The following is a 24,335-nucleotide window of genomic DNA, read 5'->3' as shown; positions in this document are numbered from 1 at the left end:
CCCGGCAGGCGAGAAAACGATCAAATCCGATCCGGCACCGTTCTTGTACCGAGCCAAATAAAAGTCTTTTTTCGGGAGCCTATAAATGACCACCCATTGCCAATACGAATGGAATGAATTTTAAGTATTCAATAAATACTTATACTCAAATGCACTATGCATTATTTTAATTTCTATAGATTACATCATCGACATGCCTCCGTAAAAATCGACGGCGAAGTGGATGATGCATCCATGTCTCCTCATAAAAAAATGCCGCCTTTTGAAAAAGGCGGCATCCATAAGTTTTCATCAAGGCGTTGTCTTGAACAAGCGCCTCAGCGGTGACCCGTAAAGAACTGGCTCATGTCACCCTTGGTATTATGCCCCCAGTTATCCAGCTTCTTGCCGGTGCGGTCGCCCCAGTCCTTGGCGCTATCGGTGCCTTCCTCGGCCTTTTTGTGGGCCTTGTGCGCCGTATGGCGCGTGCCTTCCTTGGTGTCGTGCGCCTTGAGCCGCACTTCGCATTCGGCATGGTCGGTTACGCCATCGCACGAATCAGCCAGTGCTGGCGCAAGCGTCGCCACGTTCAGGCCGGTTGCACACAGCACTGCCGCAATCACTGTCTTTTTCATGATGTCCTTACCTGTCCGTCCGTTTGCTGTTGCGGCAGGGCACCCGCAGGGGGCACCCTGCCCTTTCATTCAACCAAACGCCCCAAAACGGTCCGGGTTGCCTTACGCCCCGTTGCGGAAGTCGAGCACCACGCGCCCGGCCACCCGGCCATGTTCGAGATTATCGAAAATGGTGTTGATGTTTTCCAGCCGGTCGGGGCTGACCACGGTAGTCACCTTGCCATCGGTGAAAAAGGACATCGCCTCGATCATGTCGAGCCGCGTGCCCACTATGGAACCACGCACCGTGGTGCCGTTCATGACCATGTCAAAGATGGAAAGCGGGAAGTCGCCCGGCGGCAGGCCGTTGAGCACCACCGTGCCGCCGCGCCGCGCATAGCCCACGGCCTGGCTGAAGGCCTTGTCCGACACCGCCGTGACCAGCACGCCATGGGTGCCCCCCGTCTGCGCGCGGATGGTGACGACCGGGTCTTCCTTCAGCGCATTGACTGTTACGCGCGCGCCCAGTTTGCGGGCCTCGGCCAGTTTTTCATCGCTAATGTCAACGGCGGCCACGTTCAGCCCCATGGCCACGGCATACTGGATGGCCATCTGCCCCAGCCCGCCCGCGCCGGAAATGGCCACCCATTCCCCTGCCCGCGTATCGGTCATCTTGAGGCCCTTGTACACGGTCAGGCCCGCGCACAGCACCGGGGCGGTCTTGATCGGGTCAATGTCCTTGGGCAGGTGGGCCACGTAATTGGGGTCGGCCACCACATATTCGGCAAAGCAGCCATTGACCGAATAGCCGGTATCCTCCTGCTTTTCACACAGCGTCTCCCACCCGCCCAGGCAGTGCTCGCAATGCCCGCAGGCGGAATACAGCCACGGCACGCCCACCACGTCGCCGGTTTTGATCCAGTTGACGTTGCTGCCCACCTCGACCACATGGCCGATCCCCTCATGGCCGGGAATGAACGGGGGGTTGGGCTTGGTGGGCCAGTCGCCGCGTGCTGCGTGCAGATCGGTATGGCAGACGCCGCAGGCATCGACCTTGACCAGAATCTGGTTTGCGTTGATCTGCGGAATATCGAGTTCCTCGATCGTCAGCGGCTTGCCGAATTCCCGCACTACCGCTGCCTTCATCTTGCCAACCATCTTGCACCTTCAGTTTCACTGCCCTGAGCGGGCCGGTATTGCACCTTGCCGCCTGCCAGCCCGGTCAGGGCGGCGGGGGCGGCATCCGGGGTGGGAGTCTTTCACCGCGGCGGCGGATCAGCCTTGATCTGCATCAGGCTGGCCCGTGCCGGTGGCGGGCAGCAGACATGCCATCAAGCCCACGGGCCAGGTCAGCCACCAGCGCCTCGCCTGCTTCAAGCCCGATATGCAAACGGCACGTTGGCCCTGCCTGCGTGACCGAGGGGCATTGCCGCGAAATCCCGCCCGTGGTGGGCAGCACCAGGCTTTCATATCCTCCCCATGAGGCCCCGATGCCGAACAGGCCCAGCCCGTCGATCATCGCCACCATGTCGGCTGTTGTAAAAGCCGCGTCAAACACGACCCCGAACAGCGAGGAGGCACCGGTGAAATCCCGCTTCCAGTATTCATGGCCGGGGCACGATGGCAGCGCCGGGTGCAGCACGCGCGCCACCTCGGGCCGGTCCTGCAGCCACAGCGCCACGGCCAGGGCGGTCGCGGCCTGCTGGGCCTGGCGCACGCCCATGGTGCGCAGGCCGCGCAGGGTCAGCGCGCAGTCATCGGGGCCGGCCACCTGGCCTGCCTGAATAGCGGCATCACGCAGGGGGCGCCAGTCGGCCTCGCTGGCCACCGTCACCGCGCCGATGATGGTATCGGAATGGCCTGAGGGGTATTTGGTCAGCGCCTGCACCGACACATGCGCCCCATGGGCGAACGGACTGAACAGGCCGATGCCCCATGTGTTGTCCACGATCAGGCGCGCGCCGGTTTCAGCCGCAAGGCGGCCCAGCATGGGCACGTCCTGCACCTCGAACGAGTGGCTGCCGGGGCTTTCGGCAAAGATGATCTGGGTATTGGGCTGGATCAGGCCGCGCAGTTCGGCCTCGGTCGCGGTGGGGGGGAAGTAGGTGATCTCCACGCCAAAGCGGCGCAGCACCTTCTCGGCAAAGCGGCGGGTGGGGCCATAGACGGAATCAGAGAGCAGGCAGTGCGCGCCCGCCTGCGCATAGGCCAGGAATGGCAGCGCGCACGCCGCCAGCCCCGAGGGCACGAGCTGCGCATGCGTGCCGCCCTCGATCAGGGCTATGGCCTGCTCCAGCCGGTGGCCGATGGGCGTGCCCATGGCGCCATAGATCAGTTCATCCCCATAGCGGCCCTGCCCTGCCTGCTCCATCGCCCCGACGCTGGAGAACAGCACGGTGGAGCCCCGCTCGGCAGGCGGGTTGACGAATACACCCTTCGCCCCCTGCGGCGTGTCACGGCCAAGGGGCACGAGCCGGGGCGAGAGGTCGCGCCAGCCGCGCACCACGCTTTCAAGCAGGTCTGGCGGCACAAGGGCCATCGGATCAGTCATGTTGGCCGTCCGCCCTTACGCGCCGCACACGATGGGCGCATCGGGCGTGGAGGCCCATTCCGCCCATGAGCCGTCATATACCACCGGCTCGCCCGCGCCAGCCTGTGCACAGACCAGCCCCAGCGCGATCATGCACGCGGTCATGCCGCTGCCGCACGAGCAGGTGACGGTGGTGGTGTCGTTTACGCCCAGCGTCTCGAATTTCGCCCTGAGCGCCTCAACGGGCAGGAAGCGACCGTTATCATCAAGCAGTTCGCCATAAGGCAGGCTGCGCGCGCCGGGCATGTGACCGGATTCGATGCCCGCGCGCGGCTCGGGGTCGCGCCCTTCAAAGCGGCCACGGCTGCGGGCATCAAGGATCAGGCCAGGCAGGCGGCCGTGCACGATGTCGAGCACATCACCCGTGCCGTGCAGCCGGTCATAATGCGGGCGGCTGATGAAAGGGGCTGGCGTGGTCAGGTCCGGCCCGCTTTCCAGCGGCAGGCCAGCGCTTTTCCATGCGGGCAGGCCGCCTTCAAGCACCTGCACGCCTTCATGGCCGAACAGGCGCGTCAGCCACCACGCACGCGCGGCGCACGCCATGCCATCCTGGTCATAGAACACGATGCGCTTTGTATTGGCCATGCCGCGCTCGGTGGCGAGGCGGCTGAAGCGGGCCTGCCCGGGAATGGTGTGCGGCAGGGGAGAATCCGGATCGGAAAAAGTATCGATATCAAAGCGCACCGCACCGGCTATGTGCGCGTTGGCAAAGCGTTGCTGCGGGTCGAAGGCCTGCCCCGGCAGCGCCATGGAGGCATCGAGCACAAGAATATCACCACCATTGTGGATGGCCTGTGCCAGATCACTGGCTGAGATCAGCGGATGCATACCTTCTCCCGGTCTTCAAGGAATTGCGTGTTCGACAATAAGGTGCAGCATACAGGACGGGAGCGAAAGTCCTGAACATTTGTCTTTCGTTTCATGGCAGGAGGGGATAGGCCACCGATATGGTCGAACGTATCATGATGGGGTTGATGCTGGGGGGGATCGCATTCGGCTGCGTTCTCATCCTCTATCCGTTCCTTACCGCCCTGCTCTGGGCCGCGATCCTGACCTTTTCCACCTGGCCGGTGTTCATGCGGCTGCGTGCGCGCATGTCGCTGCTGCCCGCGGCCCTGGTCATGACGCTGCTGTGCGCACTGGTGCTGGTGGTGCCGCTGGCCATCGTGGTGTCGAGCAGCATTGCCGATGTGCCCGCAACCTTGCAGTACATGGTCAACGCCGTTGGCGCGCTGCACCTGCCGCCACTGCCCGCGCGTATTGCCCATATTCCGCATTTCGGCCCCGAAATTGTTGAAAAATGGCAGAAATGGTCGGTCGATGTCGGCAGCATAGACCAGGTCGTGCGCCCCTATGCCGGGCGCATCGGGCAGTCGGTGCTCAGCGCCATGATGCAGCTTGCCAGCGGGCTGGCGCACCTGGCCATGGCGCTGTTCATCTCCTTCTTCTTCTGGCTGGGCGGCGATGCGCTGGGCAACACGTTCGTAGCCGTGGTCAGGCGCATCGCAGGCGTGTATGCCGACCGGATACTGGGCATCGTGGGCCGCACCATACGCGGCACGGTTTACGGCATTCTGGGCACGGCCATCATCCAGGGCATCCTGACCGGAATCGGGTTTGCCATCGCGGGCATTTCCAGCCCTGTGCTGCTTGGCGCGGTCACCGCCTTCGTGGCCGTGCTGCCCATCGGCGCGCCGCTGATCTGGATCCCGGCTTCGGTGTTCCTGCTCATCACCCACCATCCCGGCTGGGGCATTTTCCTGCTGCTGTATGGCACCATCATCGTATCGGGCGCCGACCACATCATCCGCCCCATGTTCATCGCCCGGGGCGCGCAGATGCCCTACCTGCTGACAGTGCTGGGCGTGCTGGGTGGCGTGCTGACCTTCGGGGGCCTGGGCATTTTCCTTGGTCCCGTGCTGATTGGCGTGGGCTATACGCTTACGGCAGAATTCGCGGCGGGCGACGTGCGCCGCCGCGATCCCGTTCCTGATGACATCCGCGAGCCGTTTATCGAACCATGACCCTTGCCCGCCCCTATCTCCGCCTGCCTTCCGTCCAGCCACGCCACGGCACGCCGCCCCGGCTGGACCTGACGCCCCCCACGCGCGAGGGAGATGGGGTCAAGATCATCAGCTGGAACCTGCTGCGCCGCATTGGCGCCACGGTGCGCGACGTGATCAACCTGATCCATGCCGAGCGCCCGGACCTTCTGCTCATGCAGGAGGCCACGGTGGAAATCGACACCCTGCCCACCCTGATTGGCGGCCACTACGCGCGCTCGCCCCTGCCCGGCCGCATTCACGGGCTGGCCTGCTGGAGCCCGTGGCCCTATCGCCGCCAGCCGCTGACCTGCACCCTGCCTGCTGGCACGCTCATCCGCCGGGTGGCGCAGGTGATCGAGTGCCGGTCGCTGGTCGTGGCCAACGTGCATCTTTCACACGGGCAGCTGCTCAACCGCCGCCAGTTGCGCCGCGTGGTGCAGCTTTTGCCGCACCAGGCCGCCATATTGGGGGATTTCAACCAGGTCGGCCCGGCGCTGATCCGCCATTTTCAGGATGTGGGGCCACGCGCGCCCACCCACCGCATGGCCGACATGCTGCCCATACGCCTCGATCGCTGCCTGGTGCGCGGCCTGACCTGCACCGAGCGGCATGTGATCGAGAACTATGCCTCAGACCACCGGCCCATATCGGTCACGCTGCGCCCCTCGGGCAGCCGCGCCTACAGGTAGGGCAGCATGAGGCGGGCCGCGGCGTCGCGCAGCTTGCGCACGAAGGGGCGGCGGTCGAGATCATGGTGCGTGAGCCTGATGTGGCGGTGTCTGGCGATGAAATCATCAAGCGAGCCCGCAAGGTCTGCATCATAGGTTTCGAGGTTGATCTCGAAGTTCAGGCGCAGGCTGCGCACGTCAAGGTTGGAACTGCCCACGAACGACCAGTGCCGGTCCACCACCATGAGCTTGGAATGGTTGAAGGGCGGCCGCGCCAGCCAGATCCGGCACCCCGAATCCAGAAAGCGCGGCAGGTTGGCCGCCCGCGCCCAGTCCAGCAGGGTGTGGTTGCTGTGCGCGGGCACCACGATATCCACCTCGATGCCCCGCAGCGAAGCCAGTTCCAGTTCGGTCAGGAACCGGTCATCTGGCAGGAAATACGGCGTCATGAGCCTGATGCTGTGCCGCGCCATGGTGAAGGCCTGGAGCATGGTGTACTCGATCTTCTCCAGGTCCATGTCCGGCCCGGCGGTCACGATGCGGCCGGGTGTTTCGCCACAGCTTGCCTGGGGGGGGAAGAAGATGTCCGCCGTCAGTTCCTCGCCCATGGTAAAGGCCCAGTCCCGCGCAAAGGCCTCGCTCAGCTGGTGCACCACCGGGCCTTTAAGCTGGAAATGCGTGTCCGATACCAGGTGCGCGGGATGGGAGGCGGCGATGTTTTCCTCGCCGATGTTCAGCCCGCCCATGAATCCGGTCAGCCCGTCGGTCACCAGAATCTTCTTGTGGTCGCGCATGTTGATGAACGGCATGCGCCACGGCAGCATGGAATGCATGAACTGCCCCACCGGCACGCCGGCATGGCGCAGGATGCGGGCCACCCCGCAATTGAAATAACCCGACCCCACGCCATCGACCAGCACGCGCACTTCCACCCCCCGCCCGTGCGCCCTGGCCAGCGCATCACAGAACTGGCGGCCAATGCTGTCGGCGCGGAAGATATAGGAGCACAGCAGCACGCTGCGCTCGGCCGCGTTGATGGCGGCCAGCATGCGCGGGTAGACCGTATCGCCATCATGCATCGGCTCGATGGCGTTGCCGCCCAGCAGCGGGCGGCCGGTCAGCTTGCCCACCATGGAGCCCAGCGGGGCGAAGGCGCCCTTCTCATCGCACCGCCACTGCGAGGACATGGTGCGGCTGCGCCACGGATGCTGCCCCGCCATGCGTCGCGCGCGCCGGTGCACGCGGTTGATGCCGAACATGAGATACAGGATGCCGCCCGTAAGCGGCATGAGCACGGTCACGCCAATCCAGCCAATCGAGGCCCCGACATCGCGCTTGGTCAGGAGCACATGGATCACGACCGGCACGAGAAAGCACAGCCGCAGCACAAGCAGGGTCAGGTCCCATATGGTCAGGGTATCAAAGATCATGTCACCTCATCCTGCTCCAGCCCGGTCATGCGCCTACATGCTCTTATCCTACCCGCCGGGCTTTACACAGCCACGACCCGGTGGAATGACCCTGTTTTTCAAATAACCTTTTGATAAATAAAAACAAAAGTTTCCATCTGTTGCCTTTTGTCAAAAAGGTGCAGGACTTCAGGGCCCATGACCCCATGCCTGCTGGACGGACGCTTGAGAAAACCTGTAAAAAACGGGGCATGACAGCACGCCCGCCTGCCCTTCATCGCCAGCGCCGTGGCAGGCGCGCCTTTGCCGATGGCCTGGCGGCGGAACAGGCTGCCATGGCCGATCTGCGGGCGAAGGGCTGGCAGGTGCTGCTGCACCGCGCCCGCACGCAGTGGGGGGAAATCGATATCGTGGCCCTGCGCGCGGGCTGCCTGGCCTTTATCGAGGTCAAGGCACGCCCTTCCGTGCTGGCGGCAGGCGAATCGATCCGGCCTGCGCAGGTCACGCGCATCATGAATGCAGCCCAGGCGCTCTGCGCCGCCAATCCGCACTGGACCTATGACAGCATGCGCCTTGATGTCTGCGCGGTGCTGCCGGGCAATGTCATTGAATGGATACCGGACGCCTTCAGGCAGTACTGAGCCCGGCTGGTTCCGCCAGGATGCAAACGCCGCCTTCTTGAAAAAAGGCGGCATCCAAAAGCTTTTATTATTTTTTAAAAGGCTGTTTTCAAACAGACTTTCAGGTGCGATGGCGGATCGGTGCCGGATGGATATGGTGGGTTACGCTGCCATGCGGGTGATAGACGATGGTATGCACCATCGTGTGCTGCGTATGGGCGGGGGTGCCATGATGCGCTGCCAGCACAACCGGAGCGGCATGGCCCCTGCCCGCTGCATGGCGGTAGGTCGCGTGGCGCACGGGCGGTGGTGGCGGGGCGATCAGCGCGCCAAGCGTGAGCCGGTCGGCCTCGCTCTCGGTTACCGCATGGGTGCGGGCATGGGCGGGGGTGGCGATGCTTCCAATCAGACCTGCGCCAAGCAGCAGCATTGTAGCAGAACGCAAGTCAGTATAGCGCATCAGGCCCCCTTGTTTTTTCAAATGCCAAGGAAAGCTAGGCGAAAGCGGTGGCATGATGCAAGTGATGTTATGCCCCAAATACGAAACGGGCGGGACATTTCTGCCCCGCCCGTCCTTTTTACTGCCCTCGGGCCGCCCTGATCAGGCAGCAGCGGTGGCGATGCCCTTCTCGGTCAGGAGCTTTTCGAGCTCGCCGGTCTGGTACATCTCGGTCACGATATCGCAGCCGCCAATGAACTCGCCCTTGACGTAAAGCTGCGGCACGGTGGGCCAGTTCGAGAAGTCCTTGATGCCCTGGCGCAGTTCGGCGTCGGCCAGCACGTTCTCGGTCTTGAAGGGCACGCCAAGGTGCTTGAGCACCTGCACCACACGCGCGGAGAAGCCGCATTGCGGGAAGTTGGCATCACCCTTCATGTAAAGCATGACGGGGTTGGCGTCGATCTGCGCCTGGATGCGCTGTGCGATTGTTTCGGCCATAATCTTGTTTTCCTGCTTTGGGGGTAAGGATACCGCTTTTTTGGTCAGTCGGGCGTCTGGGTCTGGAGCGCCAGCGCATGCAGCTTGCCGCCCATGTGCCCCTGCAACGCGTTATAGACCATCTGGTGCTGCCGCACGCGGGGCAGGCCGCGAAAGGCCTCGCTCACCACGCGGCAGGCATAGTGGTCGCCATCGCCCGCCAGATCATCGATCGTGATCTTTGCATCAGGCAGGGCCTCGCGGATGTAGGTCTCGATTTCCTGTGCCGTCATTGCCATGTGGCTTAAAACTCCTGCCCTATCGGTCCATCAGTCGCGGAAAGAATTCGGAATGCACCGCGAGCAGACGCGCCTTGGATATTGTGGACCCGCTGGGCAATGTCAAACCCTCGCCGCCCGAACGGCCCAGCCTGCGGCATGGCACCCCTGCCTTTGCCGCAAGGGTGGCAAGGGCCTGCCCATCACGCACCGCCACGACATAGCGCGACTGGTCCTCGCCAAACCAGAAAGCCTCGGGCCGCATGCCGGATTGCGGGGCGTCGAGCACGCAGCCTGCCTGCCCTGCCATGACCATCTCGGTCACGGCCACCAGCACGCCGCCATCAGCCACATCGTGGCAGGCGGCAATCGTGCCATCAAGGATCAGCCCGCGCACGAAATCGCCATTGCGCCGTTCGGCGGCCAGATCGAGTTCAGGCGGCTCGCCATCCTGCGCGCCAAGGATCTCGCGCAGCCAGATCGACTGGCCAAGCTGGCCCTTCGTCTCGCCCAGCAGCATCACGTCGCAGCCATCAGGCATGCCAAGCCCGACCGCCTGGCGCACGTTCTCCAGCACGCCAAGGCCACCAATGGCAGGCGTGGGCAGGATGGACTGCGAGGTGCCATCAGGCGCACGCGTCTCGTTATACAGCGAGACATTGCCGCTTACGACCGGGAAGTCGAGCGCACGGCACGCCTCGCCCATGCCAGCGATGGCATCGACGAACTGGCCCATCACCTCGGGCTTTTCAGGCGAGCCGAAGTTGAGGTTGTCGGTCACCGCCAGCGGGCGGGCACCCGTGGCCGTGATGTTGCGCCACGCCTCGGCCACGGCCTGCGCGCCGCCCAGCTTTGCGTTGGCGCGGCAGTAGCGCGGCGTGCAGTCGGTGGTCAGCGCCAGGCCGATTTCCGTATCCTCGACCTTGACGATCGCGGCGTCGGCCGCACCCGGCCTGCGCACCGTCTGGCCGCCCACCGTGCTGTCATACTGGTTGTAAACCCATGCACGCGAGGCGAGGTCCGGGCAGCCGATCAGCCGGATCAGCGCCTGCTCCACACCCACGGGGTCGATGATCGGCTCCATCGGCTGCGGCTTTTGCGCAGGCGCCGTGGGGCGACGATAGACCGGGGCCTGATCGGCCAGCGGTGCCAGCGGAATCTCGGCCTCGACCGCGCCCTTGTGGCGGATCACGATATTGCCGGTATCGGTCAGGTGACCGATGACGGCAAAGTCGAGTTCCCACTTGTCAAAGATGGCGCGGGCCTGCTCGGTGCGGTCGGGGCGCAGCACGATCAGCATGCGCTCCTGGCTCTCGGACAGCATCATCTCATACGCCGTCATGCCGCGCTCGCGCTGGGGCACATGGTCAAGGTCGAGGTCGATGCCAACGCCACCCTTGCCCGCCATTTCCACGGCGGAAGAGGTCAGGCCAGCCGCCCCCATGTCCTGAATGGCCACGATGGCGTCGGTCGCCATCAGTTCGAGACAGGCCTCGATCAGCAGCTTTTCAACAAACGGGTCGCCCACCTGCACGGTCGGGCGCTTGGCCAGCGCATCCTCGTCAAACTCGGAGGACGACATGGTGGCCCCGTGAATGCCGTCGCGCCCCGTCTTGGAGCCGACATAGATCACCGGGTTGCCAACGCCAGCAGCCGCCGAGAGGAAGATGCGGTCCTGCCGCGCAACACCCACGGTCATGGCATTGACCAGCGGGTTGCCGTCATAGGCGGGGTGGAAGTTGATCTCGCCGCCTACGGTCGGAACACCCACGCAGTTGCCGTAGCCGCCCACGCCGCGCACCACGCCATCAACGATGCGGCGGGTCTGCGGGTTGTTGGGGTCGCCAAAGCGCAGGGCGTTGAGGTTGGCCACCGGGCGCGCGCCCATGGTGAACACATCACGCAAGATGCCGCCCACGCCGGTGGCAGCGCCCTGATAGGGCTCGATGAAGGAGGGGTGGTTGTGGCTCTCCATCTTGAAGATGGCGGCCAGACCGTGGCCGATATCAACCACGCCCGCGTTCTCGCCGGGGCCATGGATGACCCATGGTGCCGTGGTGGGCAGGGTCTTGAGATAGGCGCGCGATGACTTGTACGAGCAGTGCTCGGACCACATCACGGAGAAGATGCCCAGTTCCGTAAAGCTGGGCGTGCGGCCCATGATGGACAGGACATTGCCGTATTCTTCCGCCGTCAGGCCGAATTCGCGCGCCAGTGCCTCATCAACGGTGCGTTGTGCCTTTGCACTCATCCGACCAGAGCCTCCACAAGTCCCGTAAACAGGGGTTTGCCATCCTCGCCGCCCATCAGCGGATCAACCAGATCCTCCGGGTGGGGCATCATGCCGCAGATGCGCAGGTTCTCGCTGAACACACCGGCAATGGCGTTCATCGAGCCATTGGGGTTGAGCTGCGGGTCGCCTGCATCCAGCCGCCCGTTTTCCGCAACGTAGCGGAAGGCCACGCGGCCGGTATCTTCGAGCATGCGGATGGTCTCGGCCTCGGCAATGTAATTGCCATCGCCATGCGCCATGGGGGTGCGGTACACATCACCCTTTGCCCAGTGGCGGGTGAACGGCGTGTCATTGCGCTCCACGCGCAGCCAGCAATCCTGCGACAGGAAGCGCAGCGCCGCGTTGCGCAGGAGTGCGCCGGGCAAAAGCTGCGCCTCGGTCAGAATCTGGAAACCGTTGCACACGCCCAGGATATGGCCGCCCTTGAGCGCGAATTCGCGGATGGCCGCCATGATCGGCGCGTGTGCCGCCATGGCGCCGCAACGCAGGTAATCGCCATAGCTGAAACCGCCGGGCAGCACCACAAGGTCCAGCCCCTCGGGCAGGACCGTATCACGGTGCCACACCATGGCCGGGGCCTGCCCGGTCACGCCGCGCAGCGCGATGGCCATGTCACGCTCCCGGTTCGTGCCGGGAAAAACTACAATTGCCGCCTTCATTTGCCGCCGCCGCAGGGATAGGATTCATGCAGCGCCGTGAACACGACCTCGCCCGCCGGGCGGTTCAGTCCATCGCGGTGGGCCTTCATCCAGTTCACGACCTTGCCGCGCATGTCCGCCGTAGGGGTTGCGGGCATTATGCAGAAAGCCGCGGCGTCCTTGTCGTCCTTCTGCGCATTGCGCTCGAACAGGTGGTCGAGCGCACCCGCATCGGCCACGCCGGAGATGTAGGAATCACAGATTCCGGTGCCGGCGGGCTTGGTGCACAGCGATCCAAGCTGCTCGCCAGACAGTCGCGAGACACGCTGGGCGGAGGCCTGCGCCACCGGCAGCGCCGCCGCCATGACACAGCCAAGGGCAAGAAGGCGGGCGATCTTCATCCAACGACCTCCGTTGTGAAATCCTCGATCACGAGATTGGCCAGCAGGGCGCGCGCCATGGCATCGGCCTGCGCGCGGGCGCGCTCGCGGTCGGTCTCGTCAATCTCGAGCTCGATCACGCGGCCAATGCGCACCTCGCCCACATTGCCAAAATCGAGCACATGCAGCGCATGTTCCACGGCCTTGCCCTGCGGGTCGAGCACGCCTTCCTTCAGCATGACGGTCACGCGCACCTTCATTGCATTACCTCCGGTCCCTTCATGTCGGAATTCGTGGCCTCGGGCAGGATGCCCAGGCGCATCGCAACTTCCTGATAAGCTTCTTCAACCTTGCCCATGTCCTTGCGGAAACGGTCCTTGTCCAGCTTCTCGCTGGTCTTGGCATCCCACAGGCGGCAGTTATCGGGCGAGATTTCATCCGCCAGGACGATGCGCATGTTGTCGCCCTCGAACAGGCGTCCGAATTCCAGCTTGAAATCGACAAGGATGATGCCGATGCCCATGAACAGGCCGCACAGGAAGTCGTTGATGCGCATGCTCAGCGCCACGATGTCTTCCATGTCGTGCGGGCAGGCCCAGCCGAATGCGGTGATGTGCTCCTCGCTCACCATCGGGTCGTTCAGGGCGTCGTTCTTGTAATAGAACTCGATGATGGGGCGCGGCAGGCGCGTGCCTTCCTGGATGCCCAGCCGCTTGGACAGCGAGCCCGCCGCCACGTTGCGCACCACGACCTCGAGCGGAATGATCTCGACTTCGCGGATCAGCTGCTCGCGCATGTTGAGGCGGCGGATGAAATGGGTGGGAATCCCGATATCGTGCAGGCGCAGCATGAGGTGTTCGCTGATACGGTTGTTCAGCACCCCCTTGCCGGTGATGATGCCTTTTTTCGCGCCGTTGCCGGCGCTGGCGTCATCCTTGAAATACTGCACGAGCGTGCCCGGCTCGGGCCCCTCGAAAAGGATCTTGGCTTTTCCTTCGTAAAGCTGGCGGCGGCGGCCCATACTCGTCCTTCACATAACGCTGTGGGGACGGGCCGGGAGCGGCCCCTCCCCTGATCTGCAGGATCTGTTTGCGGCATGATCCCCAATGGTCCGCATGCCATAGCAGCGTTCCGGGCGGGAAGATACCATATTTACCTTAATCCCGTGGCTGTGGCGCCTCGAGGTCGATCGGCTGGTAGCCCACGCGGTCGGGCGCGCCCGCGGCAAAGAACCACGACCGGCGGCCATCGCCTGCCACCCCGATGGCCGATGAACTGCACGTGCCAAAGCCCGAGCGCGGCGGGATGTTGAGTTCACTACCAGCAGGCAGCGAGCGGTCGGCCAGCAGCGTGGTCCAGGCCGACCATTCCGGCGGCACGGGCCAGGTTGCCGCCCGGAAGCGTGGCAGGTGGCGGGCGATGCGCGGCATGCCCATGTCATCGGGGTCGGTGGTGGCGACCATGTGCACGCCGGGGGCGAGCTGCTCCACCTGCGGCTGGCCGTAGCCGGGGCCGCGGATGAAAAACGCATCCGCCCGGTCCGCCACGATCATGTTGAACGAGCGCCATGCACCTGCATCGATGGTGGCGATGTGTTCCACCGCCGCCCGTGCCGTATCAAACTTTCCCGCCAGCAGCGGCAGCGCGCCGCGCGAGTTCTTGCCCGGCATGGGGCCAAGGCTGCCCACGCGGTTCATGATGCCCGCGACCACGCCCGCATCATTGAGCGTGAGCCACGAGCCACCGGCCACCTGGTCCTGCCCGCCAATGACGTTGGGCTGCCCGGCCCAGTGCCGCCCAGGCGGCAACCAGGGCCGGTCGAGGCGTTCGTCACGGTTGGCCGCCATGAGCAGCGGCCAGCCCTGATCCGGATCGTGGGAAATGACGACTGTGCACACGCCTCGATATCCTGCTGCTGTTTTCCGTCAGGGCACGGGGCTTCAGCTCCGTGCGGGACCTGCCTCGCCAAACACGCGGGTGAAGGTATGGTCGATCTTGCCCAGATGGGCATTGCTGTCCATCGCCGCATCGAGCACTTCCGCCGGCACCCGGCCTGCCACCTCGGGGTCGGCGGCGAGGTTCTCGCGGAAGGTCTTTGCGCCCTTCTGCCCCAGCTTCGTCCACGTTTCCATGGCGTTGCGCTGGACGATGCGGTACGCATCCTCCCGCAGGATGCCCGCGCGCGCAAGGGCCAGCAGCACTTCGCCCGAATGCACCACGCCGCCAAGGCTCTCGATATTGGCCTGCATCTGGTCAGGATAGACCACCAGCTTTTCCATCATGCCCGCAAGGCGCATGAGCGCGAAGTCGAGGCCGATCGTGCCATCGGGGCAGATGTTGCGCTCGACGGAGGAGTGGCTGATGTCACGCTCATGCCACAGCGCCACGTTCTCGAGTGCGGGAATGACATGCGAGCGCACGAGGCGGGCCAGCCCGGTCAGGTTTTCCGACAGCACGGGGTTGCGCTTGTGCGGCATGGCGGACGAACCCTTCTGCCCCTTGTGGAAGAACTCCTCCGCCTCGCGCACTTCCGAGCGCTGGAGATGGCGCACTTCGGTGGCCAGCCGCTCGATGCCGCTGGCAATGACCGCGAGCGCGCAGAAATAGGCGGCATGCCGGTCACGCGGAATGATCTGGGTGGACACGCCCTCGGGCTTCAGGCCCAGCTTGCTGGCCACATAGTCCTCAACGCGGGGGTCGATATGGGCATAGGTGCCGACAGCGCCCGAGATGGCGCAGACGGCAATTTCCTCACGCGCGCGGACAAGGCGCTCGCGGTTGCGGGCGAACTCGGCATAATGGCCCGCGATCTTCAGGCCGAATGAGGTCGGCTCGGCATGGATGCCGTGGCTGCGGCCGATGGTGAGCGTGTATTTGTGCTCGAACGCGCGGCGCTTGAGTGCCGCCAGCACGGCATCGACATCCTGCAGGAGCAGGTCGGTCGCCTGCACCATCTGCACCGACAGGCAGGTGTCGAGCACGTCCGACGAGGTCATGCCCAGGTGCACGAAGCGGCTGTCGGGGCCGACCTTCTCGGCCAGCCAGGTCAGGAAGGCGATGACATCGTGGCGGGTCTCGGCCTCGATCTCGTCAATGCGGTCGAGATCGGCCTGCGAGAAGGCGGCCATGGCGGCATCGCCCTTCTCGCGGATGGTCTTTGCGGCCTCCAGCGGGATCGCGCCATATTCCGCCATGGCCTCGCAGGCGAGGGCCTCGATCTCGAACCAGATGCGGTAGCGGTTCGTGGGGGACCAGATGGCGGCCATGACGGGACGGGTATAGCGCGGTACCATGTTCTCGGGCTTCCTTGGCTCAAAGCGACACAATTCAGGATCAGGCCGCCTTCCTAGCCAATTCTGGCGCGTGCGTCTCCCTTATATTCACGCCGCTTTCCGCCCATGGCATACAAGCTGTCATGACAGGCATGATTGCATGTTGCCCGCGCACGGCGGCATAAAGCACCTGCCACGCCCGCCACGCCTTGCCGCGGCATGACCTTGCCTTCAGGAATCCTTCTGCCCATGTCAGCCATTTTTTCCCCTTCTTCCCTTTACGCACTGGCCCAGGTTATCCTGATTGACGTGACGCTGGCGGGTGATAACGCCATCGTGGTGGGCATGGCGGTGCGCAACCTGCCGCAGCAGTCACGCCGAATCGCCATATTGTGCGGCGTGCTGGGGGCGGCGGTCATCCGCATCGGGCTGGCGCTGGTGGCGGTCAGGCTGCTGGCCATCATCGGGCTGACACTGGCGGGCGGCCTCCTGCTGATGTGGGTATGCTGGCGCATGTTCCGCGAGATGCGCGGGGATGGCCATGCCGAAACGGACACCCCCGCCCCCGGTTCCCTGCGCAACGCCATCATCCGCATTATCGTGGCTGACCTGTCCATGAGCCTGGACAACGTGCTGGCCGTAGCGGGGGCTGCGGGCGAGCATATGGGCGTGCTGGTGAGCGGGCTGGTCATATCGGTGGTGCTGATGGCGGTCGCGGCCTCGCTCATCGCCCGGCTGCTGGAGCGGTACAAATGGATTTCGTGGGTGGGGCTGCTGGTGGTGCTGGCGGTGGCCATTGAACTCATCGTCAAGGGCGGGGGCGAGGTCTGGGCGCATGTGGGGCATGTGGGCTGATGCGCCCCCTCACCTCCCTGCGGCCCGCATGCCTGCGCCGTTGGTGCCAGGCGGCCTGCCTTGCCACCATCATGGCGGGGCTGGCCACCCCTGCCTCCGCGGCCACGGCTCCCGCTCCGGCTGAAGGCGACTGGCCCACGCCGCGGCAGGCCGCCACGGGCAATGCCGATGATGACCCCATCGCAGCCAAGCTGCTGGTCTATCTGCGCCTGCTCTCGGGTGCTGGCGGCACGGCGGAGGAATACGCCACCTTCCTCAACGAAAATCCCGCATGGCCACAGCGTGGCCTCCTGCTCGCCCACTACCAGCAGGCGCTGGCGGCGGAATCGGATGATGCGGTGGCGGGCGCGCTGTGCCCCCGCCTGCTGCTGACGGACGCACGCGCCCTGCTGCGCTGCGCCCATGCCAGCCCCGCCCCCGAAAAACTGGCGGCATGGGCGCGGGATACATGGATCAACCGCGCCGACAGCCCCACGGACGCGCAGGCCCTGCTGGCGGGCTTCGGGCCGCAGTTTACGCCACAGGACCACTGGCAGCGCTTTGACCGGCAGGAACGCGCGGGCAGGATTGACGCCGCAACCCGGCAGGTGGCGTTGCTTGAAGCCACGCAGCAGCCCGTGGCCCGCGCGCGCCTGGCGTTTCGCCGCAACGACCCGCAGGCGGAAGATACACTAAGCACCCTGCCGCCCGAGCAGCAGGCCGATGGCGCGCTGGTGCTCGACCAGTTGCGCTGGCTGCACCACGCGCAACGGCTCGATGAGGCGCTGGCCCTGTGGCGCGCCCGTGGCGTAGACACCGAAAAGCAGCAGGCCCCCGCCATCGCCACCGTGTTCTGGCGCGAGCGTGACGGGCTGGCACGCGACTTGCTGCTGGCCCACCGGGTGGATGACGCGCTGTTCCTGGCCAGCGACACGGCGGATATCGGCTCGGCCAACCATTATGATGCCCTGTTCCTTGCAGGATGGATCCGGCTGGAATATCTGCATGATGCCGAGCACGCGCAGGCCGATTTCGCCCCGCTGGCGCAGGCGGTACCGGTCATTACCCGCAGCCGGGGGCTGTTCTGGGTGGGCCGCGCGCTCTGGGCACGCGGGCGCCATGGCCCGGCCCGCGCGCAATGGATGCAGGCGGCCAGCCTCGCCAACACCTTTTATGGCCAGATGGCCATAGAATGGCTGGCAGGCAACCGCGCCAACCAGCTCGTGACCCCTGAGCAGGCGGGCCGCCAGATCCGCGCGCATCTGCTGCGCGAGAGCGAACCCAGCCCCAGCGTGGCCGATTCCGTGCGGTTTGACACCACCGACCTCGCCCGCGCCGCCGAGATCCTCGTTTCATGGAACGACCGCCACCATGCGCGTGACTTCATTCTGGCGCTTGATGCGCAGGGCACCAGCCCCATCACCCATGTGCTCGCCGCCCGCATGGCCATCCGCCTTGGCATGCCCGATGCCGCCGTGATGGTGGCCCGGCTGGCGGGCAAGGATGGGCTGACACTGGTGCATGAGGGCTGGCCCCGCGCCTGCGCCCCCCCCACGAGCACCCTGCCGCCCGATGTGGAACTGGCCATAACCCGGCAGGAAAGCGGATTTGACGCAGGCGTGGTCAGCCCCGCCCATGCGGTGGGCCTGATGCAGCTGCTCGTGCCCACCGCGCGTGAAGTGGCGCGCAAGGCGGGGCTGAACGTGAATGTCAGCGCCGCCAGCCTGACCAACCCGGACCTGAACATGCAGCTTGGCGCGGCCTACCTGGCCGATATCGCCCGGCGCGTGGGCAATGCCGTGCCCTACGTGGCCGCCGCCTATAATGCAGGTCCCCACCGCACCGACGGCTGGCTGCTGACCCTGGGCAACCCCGCGCGCGACACCCCCGTGCCCGATGCCATGCTGGACTGGATCGAGAGCATCCCCTTTGGCGAGACGCGCAACTACGTGGAACGGGTGGAGGAAAACATGGCCATCTATCAGGCGACCGACCCGGCGCTGGGGGCAGGCTGATGGCGTTTTCACCCGCCCGCTTCATCGCCAGTTTCTGTGGCACCGGCTTTGCGCCCCGTGCGCCGGGCACGGTGGGTTCGCTCGCTGCCCTGATCGTGGGCGTGCCACTGCTGGGGCAATGGCTATGGATGGCGCTGGCGGTGCTGGTGGTGACCTTTGTAGGCTACCGCGCCACGCAGCTTGCCTCAGGCGGGGAAGACCACGGGTGGATCGTGATCGATGAGGTGGCGGGCATGTGGATTGCCATGTTCCCCCTCGCCCCCCTGCCGCTTGATGGCCTGCGCTGGGCTGATGGGCTATGGCTGGCGCTGGCCTTTGCGCTGTTCCGCCTGTTCGACATTACCAAGCCCGGCCCGGTGGGCTGGTTTGACCGCAGGCATGATGCTCTGGGCATCATGGGCGATGACGTGGTGGCCGGACTCATGGCGGCCGCGATCCTGGCAGGCATCCGTTGCCTTGCCTGATGCGTTGACGCCCCTGAAAGAGGAGATTGCCGCCGATGTTACCTGACACCTTTCTGGGCCGCATGCCCGATGCCCTGGCCCGCCTGCGCGCCGCAGGCCAGCGTGTTGTCACGGCGGAAAGCTGCACCGGCGGCCTGCTGGCCGCCGCCATGACCGAGGCCGCTGGCGCGTCCGATGTCGTATGCGGCGGTTTTGTCACCTACTCCAACAGCATGAAGCACCATGCGCTGGGCGTGCCGCTGAAACTGCTGGAAGAATATGGCGCGGTCAGCCGCGAGGTGGCCGCCGCCATGGCGCAGGGCGCGCTCGGCCATGCGCCCGATGCCAACCTGTCAGTCGCCATTACCGGCATTGCAGGCCCCGGCGGGGCCACGCCGGGCAAGCCGGTGGGGCTAGTCTGGTTCGCCGTAGCAGGTGGCGGCACGGTGCATACGGTCTCGCACCATTTTGCGGGCGAGCGATGGGATATCCGCACCCAGGCCGTGCGCGCGGCCCTTGGCCTGCTGCTTGACCACGCGGGCCGACTGGCAGCGGAATAAGGGCAGCATAATAACAGAAGTTTTTGGTGAAGATTTCTTTAAAAAGCTTTGAAGAACGCCGTCTTTTAAAAAAGACGACACTCAAAGACTTTTATTTTTTCTATTAATAAGTTGTTTTTCAACAGTCTTAAGCTTTTTGAAAAAAGCTTAACCAAAAACTTTTTTCTGTTTTCAGGACAAGCTGGCTTGACCTAGTACCCGGCTACCGTGCTGCCGGTTTCCGGCACGCGGATGGGGCTTGCGGTCTGGCCCGTGCCCTGTGCCTGCACGGGGTGGCCAGCAGAAGCTGCCGGCGCGGGGGACTGAAGCGAGGTACGGGCCTTCTGCAGGCTCTGCTCGTTCAGGTCAGCGGTCTCGGCATCGCTGCCGGGCGCGGGGGCTTCCGCCTTGTGCGGCGCGGGCGAGGCGGCATGGGCCAGCGGGGCCGCGCACACAAGGGCCGCCCCCATAAGGGCGGGGAGAATTCTGCTCATGAAGTGTTTTCCCTGTCGTCGATACGGGGGGGTCAGGCGTTGCCTGCCTTGGCGGCGGTCACCTGCGCAGGCTCGGCTGCGGGCGGCGGGCCATAGATGTCACGCGCGCGGCGGATGAAGGCCGAGACCATAAGGCGCACGGCCTCGTTGAACACCACCCCGATCGCGGCCTGCAACAGGCGGGACTTGAACTCGAAATCCACGAAGAAATCGACCAGGCAGCCACGCGGCTCGGGCGTAAAGGTCCAGACGTTGTTGAGGTAACGGAATGGCCCCTTCTCGTAGCTGACGCGGATGGTGCTGGGTGCCTCGAGCAGAACACGGCTGGTAAATGTCTCGCGGAAGGGGCCGAACCCGATGGTCAGGTCAGCCACCAGCTCGGTTGCCGTGCGCGTGCGCACGCGCGCACTGGTGCACCACGGCAGGAACTGGGGGTATTTCCCGACGTCGGCCACCAGTTCAAAAAGCTGGCTGGGCGAATAGGCGATAAGCCGACGTTCGGCATGGGTGGGCATCTACTTGATCTCCATTGCGCCACGCTCTGCCTTCAGGCGTTGCTCACGTGCGGCGCGTAGCTGCGCAAAATCTGAATCCGCATGGTACGACGACCGGGTCAGCGGCGAGGAACTGACCTGCAGGAAGCCCTTCACCCGGGCCATGCCCGCATAATCGGCAAATTCCTCAGGCGTTACGAACCGGGCCACCGCAGCATGCTTGACCGTAGGCTGGAGATATTGCCCCAGGGTGATGAAATCAACGTCCGCAATGCGCAGGTCATCCATGACCTGCAGGATTTCAGGCCGTTCCTCCCCCAGTCCCAGCATCAATCCCGATTTTGTGAAGATGGAAGGATCCATCCGCTTCACGTCATCAAGCAGGCGCATCGACTGGTAGTACCGCGCGCCGGGGCGGATGGTGGTGTAGAGCCGGGGCACGGTCTCGAGGTTGTGGTTGAACACATCGGGGCGGGCGCGCACCACCACCTCGAGCGCGCCGGGCTTGCGCAGGAAGTCGGGCGTCAGGATCTCGATGGTGGTGTCAGGCGCGCTGGCGCGGATCGCGCCAATCACGCGGGCGAAGTGATGCGCGCCGCCATCAGGCAGGTCGTCACGATCCACCGATGTAATGACCACGTGCCGCAGGCCGAGCTTGGCCACCGCATCAGCCACGCGCCCGGGTTCATCCCCGTCAAGCGCGTTGGGCAGCCCGGTGGTGACATTGCAGAACGCGCAGGCCCGGGTACAGATCTCGCCCATGATCATCATGGTGGCGTGGCGCTGCGACCAGCATTCACCAATATTGGGGCATGCCGCCTCCTCGCACACGGTCACGAGGTTGTTGTCGCGCATGAGCTTGCGCGTCTCGTGATAGGTGGGGTGGTTGGGGGCGCGCACACGGATCCACTCTGGCTTGCGGGCAATGGGGTTATCGGGCCTGTGCGCCTTTTCTGGATGGCGCAGCGTGGCTTCACCCTTCTTGCGGTGGTCGATCATCAAACGCACGGACATGATGCAAAAAATCCCGTAAACAGGCAGATAACCAGAAGTGAAACGCCTGCAGCAAGACGTCAAGCATTCTTGGCGCCCTGAGCCGGGCGCAGGATCACATCCGCACGATCAGGGTGCGGTATGGCCCTGCCCCCGGCTTTCAGTGGGGGTCAGATATGCAGCGCCCCGTCATACGCGGCCAGCACGGCCTCGTGCATGGTCTCGGATATGGTGGGGTGCGGGAAGACCGTTTCCTTCAGTTCGCCATCGGTCAGTTCACCTGTGCGGGCGATCACGTAGCCTTGGATCATCTCGGTCACTTCCGCGCCAACCATGTGCGCGCCGAGCAGTTCGCCGGTAGCCTCATCAAAGATGGTCTTGACCATACCCTCGGGCTCGCCCATCGCAATCGCCTTGCCATTGCCTATGAACGGGAAGCGACCCACGCGGATCCTGTAACCCGCAGCCTTTGCCTTCTCCTCGCTCAGCCCGACGGAGGCCACCTGCGGGCGGCAATAGGTGCAGCCGGGAATATTCATTGGGCTGATCGGGTGAACCTCACGCCCCGCGATCAGTTCCGCCACCATCACACCCTCGTGGCTGGCCTTGTGGGCAAGCCAGGGGGGAGCTGCAATGTCACCGATGGCGAACACGCCCTTCTCGCCCGTGCGGCAGTAGGGATCGACTGTGATATGGGTGCGGTCCACCTTGATGGCAGTGCCCTCGAGGCCGATATTCTCGACATTGCCGACAATGCCCACCGCCGAGATCACGCGCTCGACCGTGATGGGCGTGGTCCTGCCGCCAGCGGTTACGTCTATCGTAACCGAATTGTCAGCCTTGGTGATTTTGCCCAGCTTCGCCCCGGTCAGGATCTTCATGCCCTGCTTTTCCAGCGCCTTGCGTGCAAAGCCGCTGATCTCGGCATCTTCCACCGGCAGGATGCGGTCAGCCACTTCCACAATGGTCACCTCGGCACCCATGTTGCGATAGAAGGAGGCGAACTCCACGCCAATCGCGCCAGAGCCGATCACCAGCAGGCTGCGCGGCATGGCCTTGGGCACCATGGCCTCGCGGTAGGACCAGACCAGCCTGCCATCAGGCTCCAGCCCCGGCAGCACGCGGGCACGCGCGCCGGTGGCCACGATCACGTTTAGCGCGGTCAGCACGGTGGTTTCCTTACCATCCACGCTGACCGAGACCTTGCGACTGGCCCCCGCCGTGCCGGCCAGCTTGCCAAAGCCGCTGATGACCGTGACCTTGTGCTTTTTGAGCAGGTGGGCAACACCTGCCGAAAGCTGCGCCGAGACGGCGCGCGAGCGCTTGACCACCTTGTCAAAGTCAAAGCGCACGTTATCCGCCGCGAACCCGAACTCGCCAAGGTTGTGCAGCAGGTGGTTGATCTCGGAGGCGCGCAGCAGCGCCTTGGTGGGAATGCAGCCCCAGTTGAGGCAGATGCCACCAAGCTGGGAGGCTTCCACCACCGCGACCCTGAGCTTGAGCTGGGCCGCGCGGATGGCCGCGACATACCCGCCGGGGCCGCCGCCAATAACAATCACATCAAACTGTGTGGTGCTCATTGAACGCGCTCCCTCAGACCACAAGGCTCATGGGGTTCTCGACCACCTTGCGGAAGGCCGAGACCCACTGTGCGGCCAGCGCGCCGTCCACCACCCGGTGATCGACCGAGAGCGTGACAGTCATGACGGTGGCGATGGTGATCTCGTTACCCTTGACCACCGGCCTGCGCTCGCCTGCCGCAATGGCCAGGATGGCCGCCTGCGGCGGGTTGAGAATGGCCGAGAACGCCTTGACCCCGTACATCCCCATATTGGAGATGGAGAAGGTGCCCCCCTGGAATTCCTCGGGCCTGAGCTTGCCCGCCCGCGCACGCGCCACGAGGTCGCGCGTCTCGAGGCTGATCTGGCGCAGGCTCTTGGTATCGGCCTTGCGCACGATGGGCGTGATCAGCCCGTCGGGAATGGAGACGGCCACCGAAATGTCCACATCCTCATAGACCCGCACGGCCTCCTCGGTGAAGGACACGTTGACCTGCGGCACCCGGCGCAGCGTGACAGCCGCCGCCTTGACCAGCATGTCATTGACGGAAATCTTGTACGCCCCCGGCCCTTCATCAGGCGAGGCCGCGTTCATCTGGCTGCGCAGTGCCAGCAGCGCATCAAGCTCCACATCCATTTCCACATAGAAATGCGGTACGGTGGACTTGGATTCCGTGAGCCTGCGCGCAATGACCTTGCGCATGGTGGTGTGCGGAATACTCTCGAAGCCTGCCTCTTCCACCAAAGCCGCGGGCGCTGCGGTTTTGGGTGCCGGGGCAGATGCCGCCTGCTCCACATCACGGCGCACGATGCGCCCGTTGGGGCCGCTGCCCTTGAGGCTGGCAAGGTCGATGCCCTTCTGCGCTGCAATGCGGCGCGCCAGCGGGGATGCGAACACGCGCGTGCCTTTGGCGGGTGCGGCAGCCGGAGCCGCTGCGGCTGGCGGCGGCGCGGATGGCGCGGGCGCGGGTGAAGCTGCCGGGGCAACCGGGGCTGGCGCATCCGGTACGCTTTCCCCCTGCGCCACCAGGATGGCGATGGGCGTGTTGACGGCAATGCCGTGCGTGCCGCCCTCGATCAGGATGCGGCCCAGAATGCCTTCATCCACGGCCTCGACTTCCATCGTGGCCTTGTCGGTCTCGATCTCGGCAATCACGTCGCCTGCGGTGATCGTGTCGCCCTCCGCCTTGAGCCAGCGGGCCAGCGTGCCTTCCTTCATGGTGGGGGAAAGGGCTGGCATCAGGATGTTGATGGACATCGCG

General features: G+C 64.7%; 27 protein-coding genes. 7 read left to right on the top strand and 20 right to left on the bottom strand.

What is annotated here, in order from left to right:
• Positions 1-317: 317 nt before the first annotated feature.
• The 4 genes from OQZ28_RS11790 to OQZ28_RS11775 all read right to left on the bottom strand — a co-directional run bounded on the left by OQZ28_RS11790 (position 318) and on the right by OQZ28_RS11775 (position 4,011).
• Positions 318-614 carry a hypothetical protein gene (locus OQZ28_RS11790; protein ID WP_061274229.1) on the bottom strand — a complete coding sequence of 99 codons (297 nt, stop codon included), beginning with the start codon at positions 612-614 and terminating at the stop codon, positions 318-320.
• Positions 615-716: 102 nt separating this feature from the next.
• A complete protein-coding gene (adhP, locus tag OQZ28_RS11785; protein WP_458136248.1) occupies positions 717-1,751 on the bottom strand; it encodes an alcohol dehydrogenase AdhP in 1,035 nt (344 codons plus the stop codon).
• A gap of 133 nt (positions 1,752-1,884) precedes the next feature.
• On the bottom strand, positions 1,885-3,144 hold the full coding sequence (gene metC, locus OQZ28_RS11780; protein ID WP_458136247.1) for a cystathionine beta-lyase: 1,260 nt from the start codon (positions 3,142-3,144) through the stop codon (positions 1,885-1,887).
• Positions 3,145-3,159: 15 nt separating this feature from the next.
• Entirely contained in the window at positions 3,160-4,011 is an 852-nt protein-coding gene (locus tag OQZ28_RS11775; RefSeq protein ID WP_130731676.1) for a sulfurtransferase, read from the bottom strand.
• 119 nt (positions 4,012-4,130) lie between these two features.
• Between OQZ28_RS11775 and OQZ28_RS11770 the strand changes: the two genes are divergently transcribed.
• A complete protein-coding gene (locus OQZ28_RS11770) occupies positions 4,131-5,207 on the top strand; it encodes an AI-2E family transporter (protein ID WP_130731677.1) in 1,077 nt (358 codons plus the stop codon).
• Positions 5,204-5,917 (top strand): endonuclease/exonuclease/phosphatase family protein, encoded by a 714-nt coding sequence (locus OQZ28_RS11765; protein WP_130731678.1) that lies wholly within the window; start codon positions 5,204-5,206, stop codon positions 5,915-5,917. The genes OQZ28_RS11770 and OQZ28_RS11765 overlap by 4 nt, the downstream gene beginning before the upstream one ends.
• On the opposite strand, the gene cls is transcribed toward OQZ28_RS11765, so the two are convergent.
• On the bottom strand, positions 5,908-7,326 hold the full coding sequence (cls, locus tag OQZ28_RS11760; RefSeq protein ID WP_458136246.1) for a cardiolipin synthase: 1,419 nt from the start codon (positions 7,324-7,326) through the stop codon (positions 5,908-5,910). The two genes, OQZ28_RS11765 and cls, sit on opposite strands and share 10 nt — an antisense overlap.
• 230 nt (positions 7,327-7,556) lie before the next feature.
• On the opposite strand from cls, the gene OQZ28_RS11755 reads away from it, so the two are divergent.
• Complete coding sequence (locus tag OQZ28_RS11755) at positions 7,557-7,946, top strand: YraN family protein (RefSeq protein ID WP_207303470.1); 390 nt, start codon at positions 7,557-7,559, stop codon at positions 7,944-7,946.
• 100 nt (positions 7,947-8,046) lie between these two features.
• Here OQZ28_RS11755 and OQZ28_RS11750 read toward each other — a convergent pair whose 3' ends face one another.
• The 10 genes from OQZ28_RS11750 to purB form a co-directional block, all read right to left on the bottom strand.
• Positions 8,047-8,385 (bottom strand): hypothetical protein, encoded by a 339-nt coding sequence (locus OQZ28_RS11750; RefSeq protein ID WP_207303471.1) that lies wholly within the window; start codon positions 8,383-8,385, stop codon positions 8,047-8,049.
• Positions 8,386-8,526: 141 nt separating this feature from the next.
• Positions 8,527-8,862, bottom strand: coding sequence for a Grx4 family monothiol glutaredoxin (gene grxD, locus OQZ28_RS11745; RefSeq protein ID WP_078524283.1), 336 nt, complete (start codon positions 8,860-8,862; stop codon positions 8,527-8,529).
• A gap of 44 nt (positions 8,863-8,906) precedes the next feature.
• Positions 8,907-9,140 (bottom strand): BolA family protein, encoded by a 234-nt coding sequence (locus tag OQZ28_RS11740; RefSeq protein ID WP_061274211.1) that lies wholly within the window; start codon positions 9,138-9,140, stop codon positions 8,907-8,909.
• Positions 9,141-9,159: 19 nt separating this feature from the next.
• The gene (gene purL / locus OQZ28_RS11735) at positions 9,160-11,370 is read right to left on the bottom strand and encodes a phosphoribosylformylglycinamidine synthase subunit PurL (protein ID WP_130731680.1); all 2,211 of its coding nucleotides are present in this window, start codon (positions 11,368-11,370) and stop codon (positions 9,160-9,162) included.
• On the bottom strand, positions 11,367-12,071 hold the full coding sequence (gene purQ / locus OQZ28_RS11730) for a phosphoribosylformylglycinamidine synthase subunit PurQ (RefSeq protein ID WP_458136245.1): 705 nt from the start codon (positions 12,069-12,071) through the stop codon (positions 11,367-11,369). Before purQ ends, purL begins: the two co-directional genes overlap by 4 nt.
• Positions 12,068-12,451 carry a Rap1a/Tai family immunity protein gene (locus tag OQZ28_RS11725; protein WP_458136244.1) on the bottom strand — a complete coding sequence of 128 codons (384 nt, stop codon included), beginning with the start codon at positions 12,449-12,451 and terminating at the stop codon, positions 12,068-12,070. The genes purQ and OQZ28_RS11725 overlap by 4 nt, the downstream gene beginning before the upstream one ends.
• Entirely contained in the window at positions 12,448-12,690 is a 243-nt protein-coding gene (gene purS / locus OQZ28_RS11720) for a phosphoribosylformylglycinamidine synthase subunit PurS (RefSeq protein WP_110569194.1), read from the bottom strand. The genes OQZ28_RS11725 and purS overlap by 4 nt, the downstream gene beginning before the upstream one ends.
• Positions 12,687-13,451 (bottom strand): phosphoribosylaminoimidazolesuccinocarboxamide synthase, encoded by a 765-nt coding sequence (gene purC / locus OQZ28_RS11715; protein ID WP_130731683.1) that lies wholly within the window; start codon positions 13,449-13,451, stop codon positions 12,687-12,689. The genes purS and purC overlap by 4 nt, the downstream gene beginning before the upstream one ends.
• A 136-nt stretch (positions 13,452-13,587) precedes the next feature.
• Entirely contained in the window at positions 13,588-14,328 is a 741-nt protein-coding gene (locus OQZ28_RS11710) for an NRDE family protein (RefSeq protein ID WP_458136243.1), read from the bottom strand.
• A gap of 42 nt (positions 14,329-14,370) precedes the next feature.
• On the bottom strand, positions 14,371-15,723 hold the full coding sequence (gene purB / locus OQZ28_RS11705; RefSeq protein ID WP_130731685.1) for an adenylosuccinate lyase: 1,353 nt from the start codon (positions 15,721-15,723) through the stop codon (positions 14,371-14,373).
• A 228-nt stretch (positions 15,724-15,951) separates the two neighbouring features.
• Between purB and OQZ28_RS11700 the strand changes: the two genes are divergently transcribed.
• Genes OQZ28_RS11700 through OQZ28_RS11685 form a run of 4 tightly spaced genes read left to right on the top strand, consistent with a single transcriptional unit; the run spans position 15,952 to position 19,554 of the window.
• On the top strand, positions 15,952-16,557 hold the full coding sequence (locus tag OQZ28_RS11700; RefSeq protein ID WP_458136242.1) for a YjbE family putative metal transport protein: 606 nt from the start codon (positions 15,952-15,954) through the stop codon (positions 16,555-16,557).
• On the top strand, positions 16,557-18,551 hold the full coding sequence (locus OQZ28_RS11695) for a transglycosylase SLT domain-containing protein (RefSeq protein ID WP_458136241.1): 1,995 nt from the start codon (positions 16,557-16,559) through the stop codon (positions 18,549-18,551). The genes OQZ28_RS11700 and OQZ28_RS11695 overlap by 1 nt, the downstream gene beginning before the upstream one ends.
• Positions 18,551-19,015 (top strand): phosphatidylglycerophosphatase A family protein, encoded by a 465-nt coding sequence (locus OQZ28_RS11690; protein WP_130731688.1) that lies wholly within the window; start codon positions 18,551-18,553, stop codon positions 19,013-19,015. Before OQZ28_RS11695 ends, OQZ28_RS11690 begins: the two co-directional genes overlap by 1 nt.
• A 35-nt stretch (positions 19,016-19,050) precedes the next feature.
• Entirely contained in the window at positions 19,051-19,554 is a 504-nt protein-coding gene (locus tag OQZ28_RS11685) for a CinA family protein (protein WP_130731689.1), read from the top strand.
• Between the two features lie 191 nt (positions 19,555-19,745).
• Here OQZ28_RS11685 and OQZ28_RS11680 read toward each other — a convergent pair whose 3' ends face one another.
• From OQZ28_RS11680 to OQZ28_RS11660, 5 genes are all read right to left on the bottom strand, one after another.
• Positions 19,746-20,027 carry a hypothetical protein gene (locus OQZ28_RS11680; RefSeq protein WP_458136240.1) on the bottom strand — a complete coding sequence of 94 codons (282 nt, stop codon included), beginning with the start codon at positions 20,025-20,027 and terminating at the stop codon, positions 19,746-19,748.
• A 32-nt stretch (positions 20,028-20,059) separates the two neighbouring features.
• A complete protein-coding gene (locus tag OQZ28_RS11675) occupies positions 20,060-20,542 on the bottom strand; it encodes a type II toxin-antitoxin system RatA family toxin (protein WP_458136239.1) in 483 nt (160 codons plus the stop codon).
• Positions 20,543-21,535 (bottom strand): lipoyl synthase, encoded by a 993-nt coding sequence (gene lipA / locus OQZ28_RS11670; RefSeq protein ID WP_129551302.1) that lies wholly within the window; start codon positions 21,533-21,535, stop codon positions 20,543-20,545.
• 149 nt (positions 21,536-21,684) lie between these two features.
• Complete coding sequence (gene lpdA / locus OQZ28_RS11665) at positions 21,685-23,094, bottom strand: dihydrolipoyl dehydrogenase (protein ID WP_458136238.1); 1,410 nt, start codon at positions 23,092-23,094, stop codon at positions 21,685-21,687.
• Positions 23,095-23,107: 13 nt separating this feature from the next.
• A complete protein-coding gene (locus OQZ28_RS11660; RefSeq protein WP_458136237.1) occupies positions 23,108-24,331 on the bottom strand; it encodes a pyruvate dehydrogenase complex dihydrolipoamide acetyltransferase in 1,224 nt (407 codons plus the stop codon).
• Positions 24,332-24,335: the final 4 nt, after the last annotated feature.

The sequence above is a fragment of the Komagataeibacter sp. NFXK3 genome (genome assembly GCF_054182245.1).
This window is presented reverse-complemented; position numbering and strand designations above follow the sequence as displayed.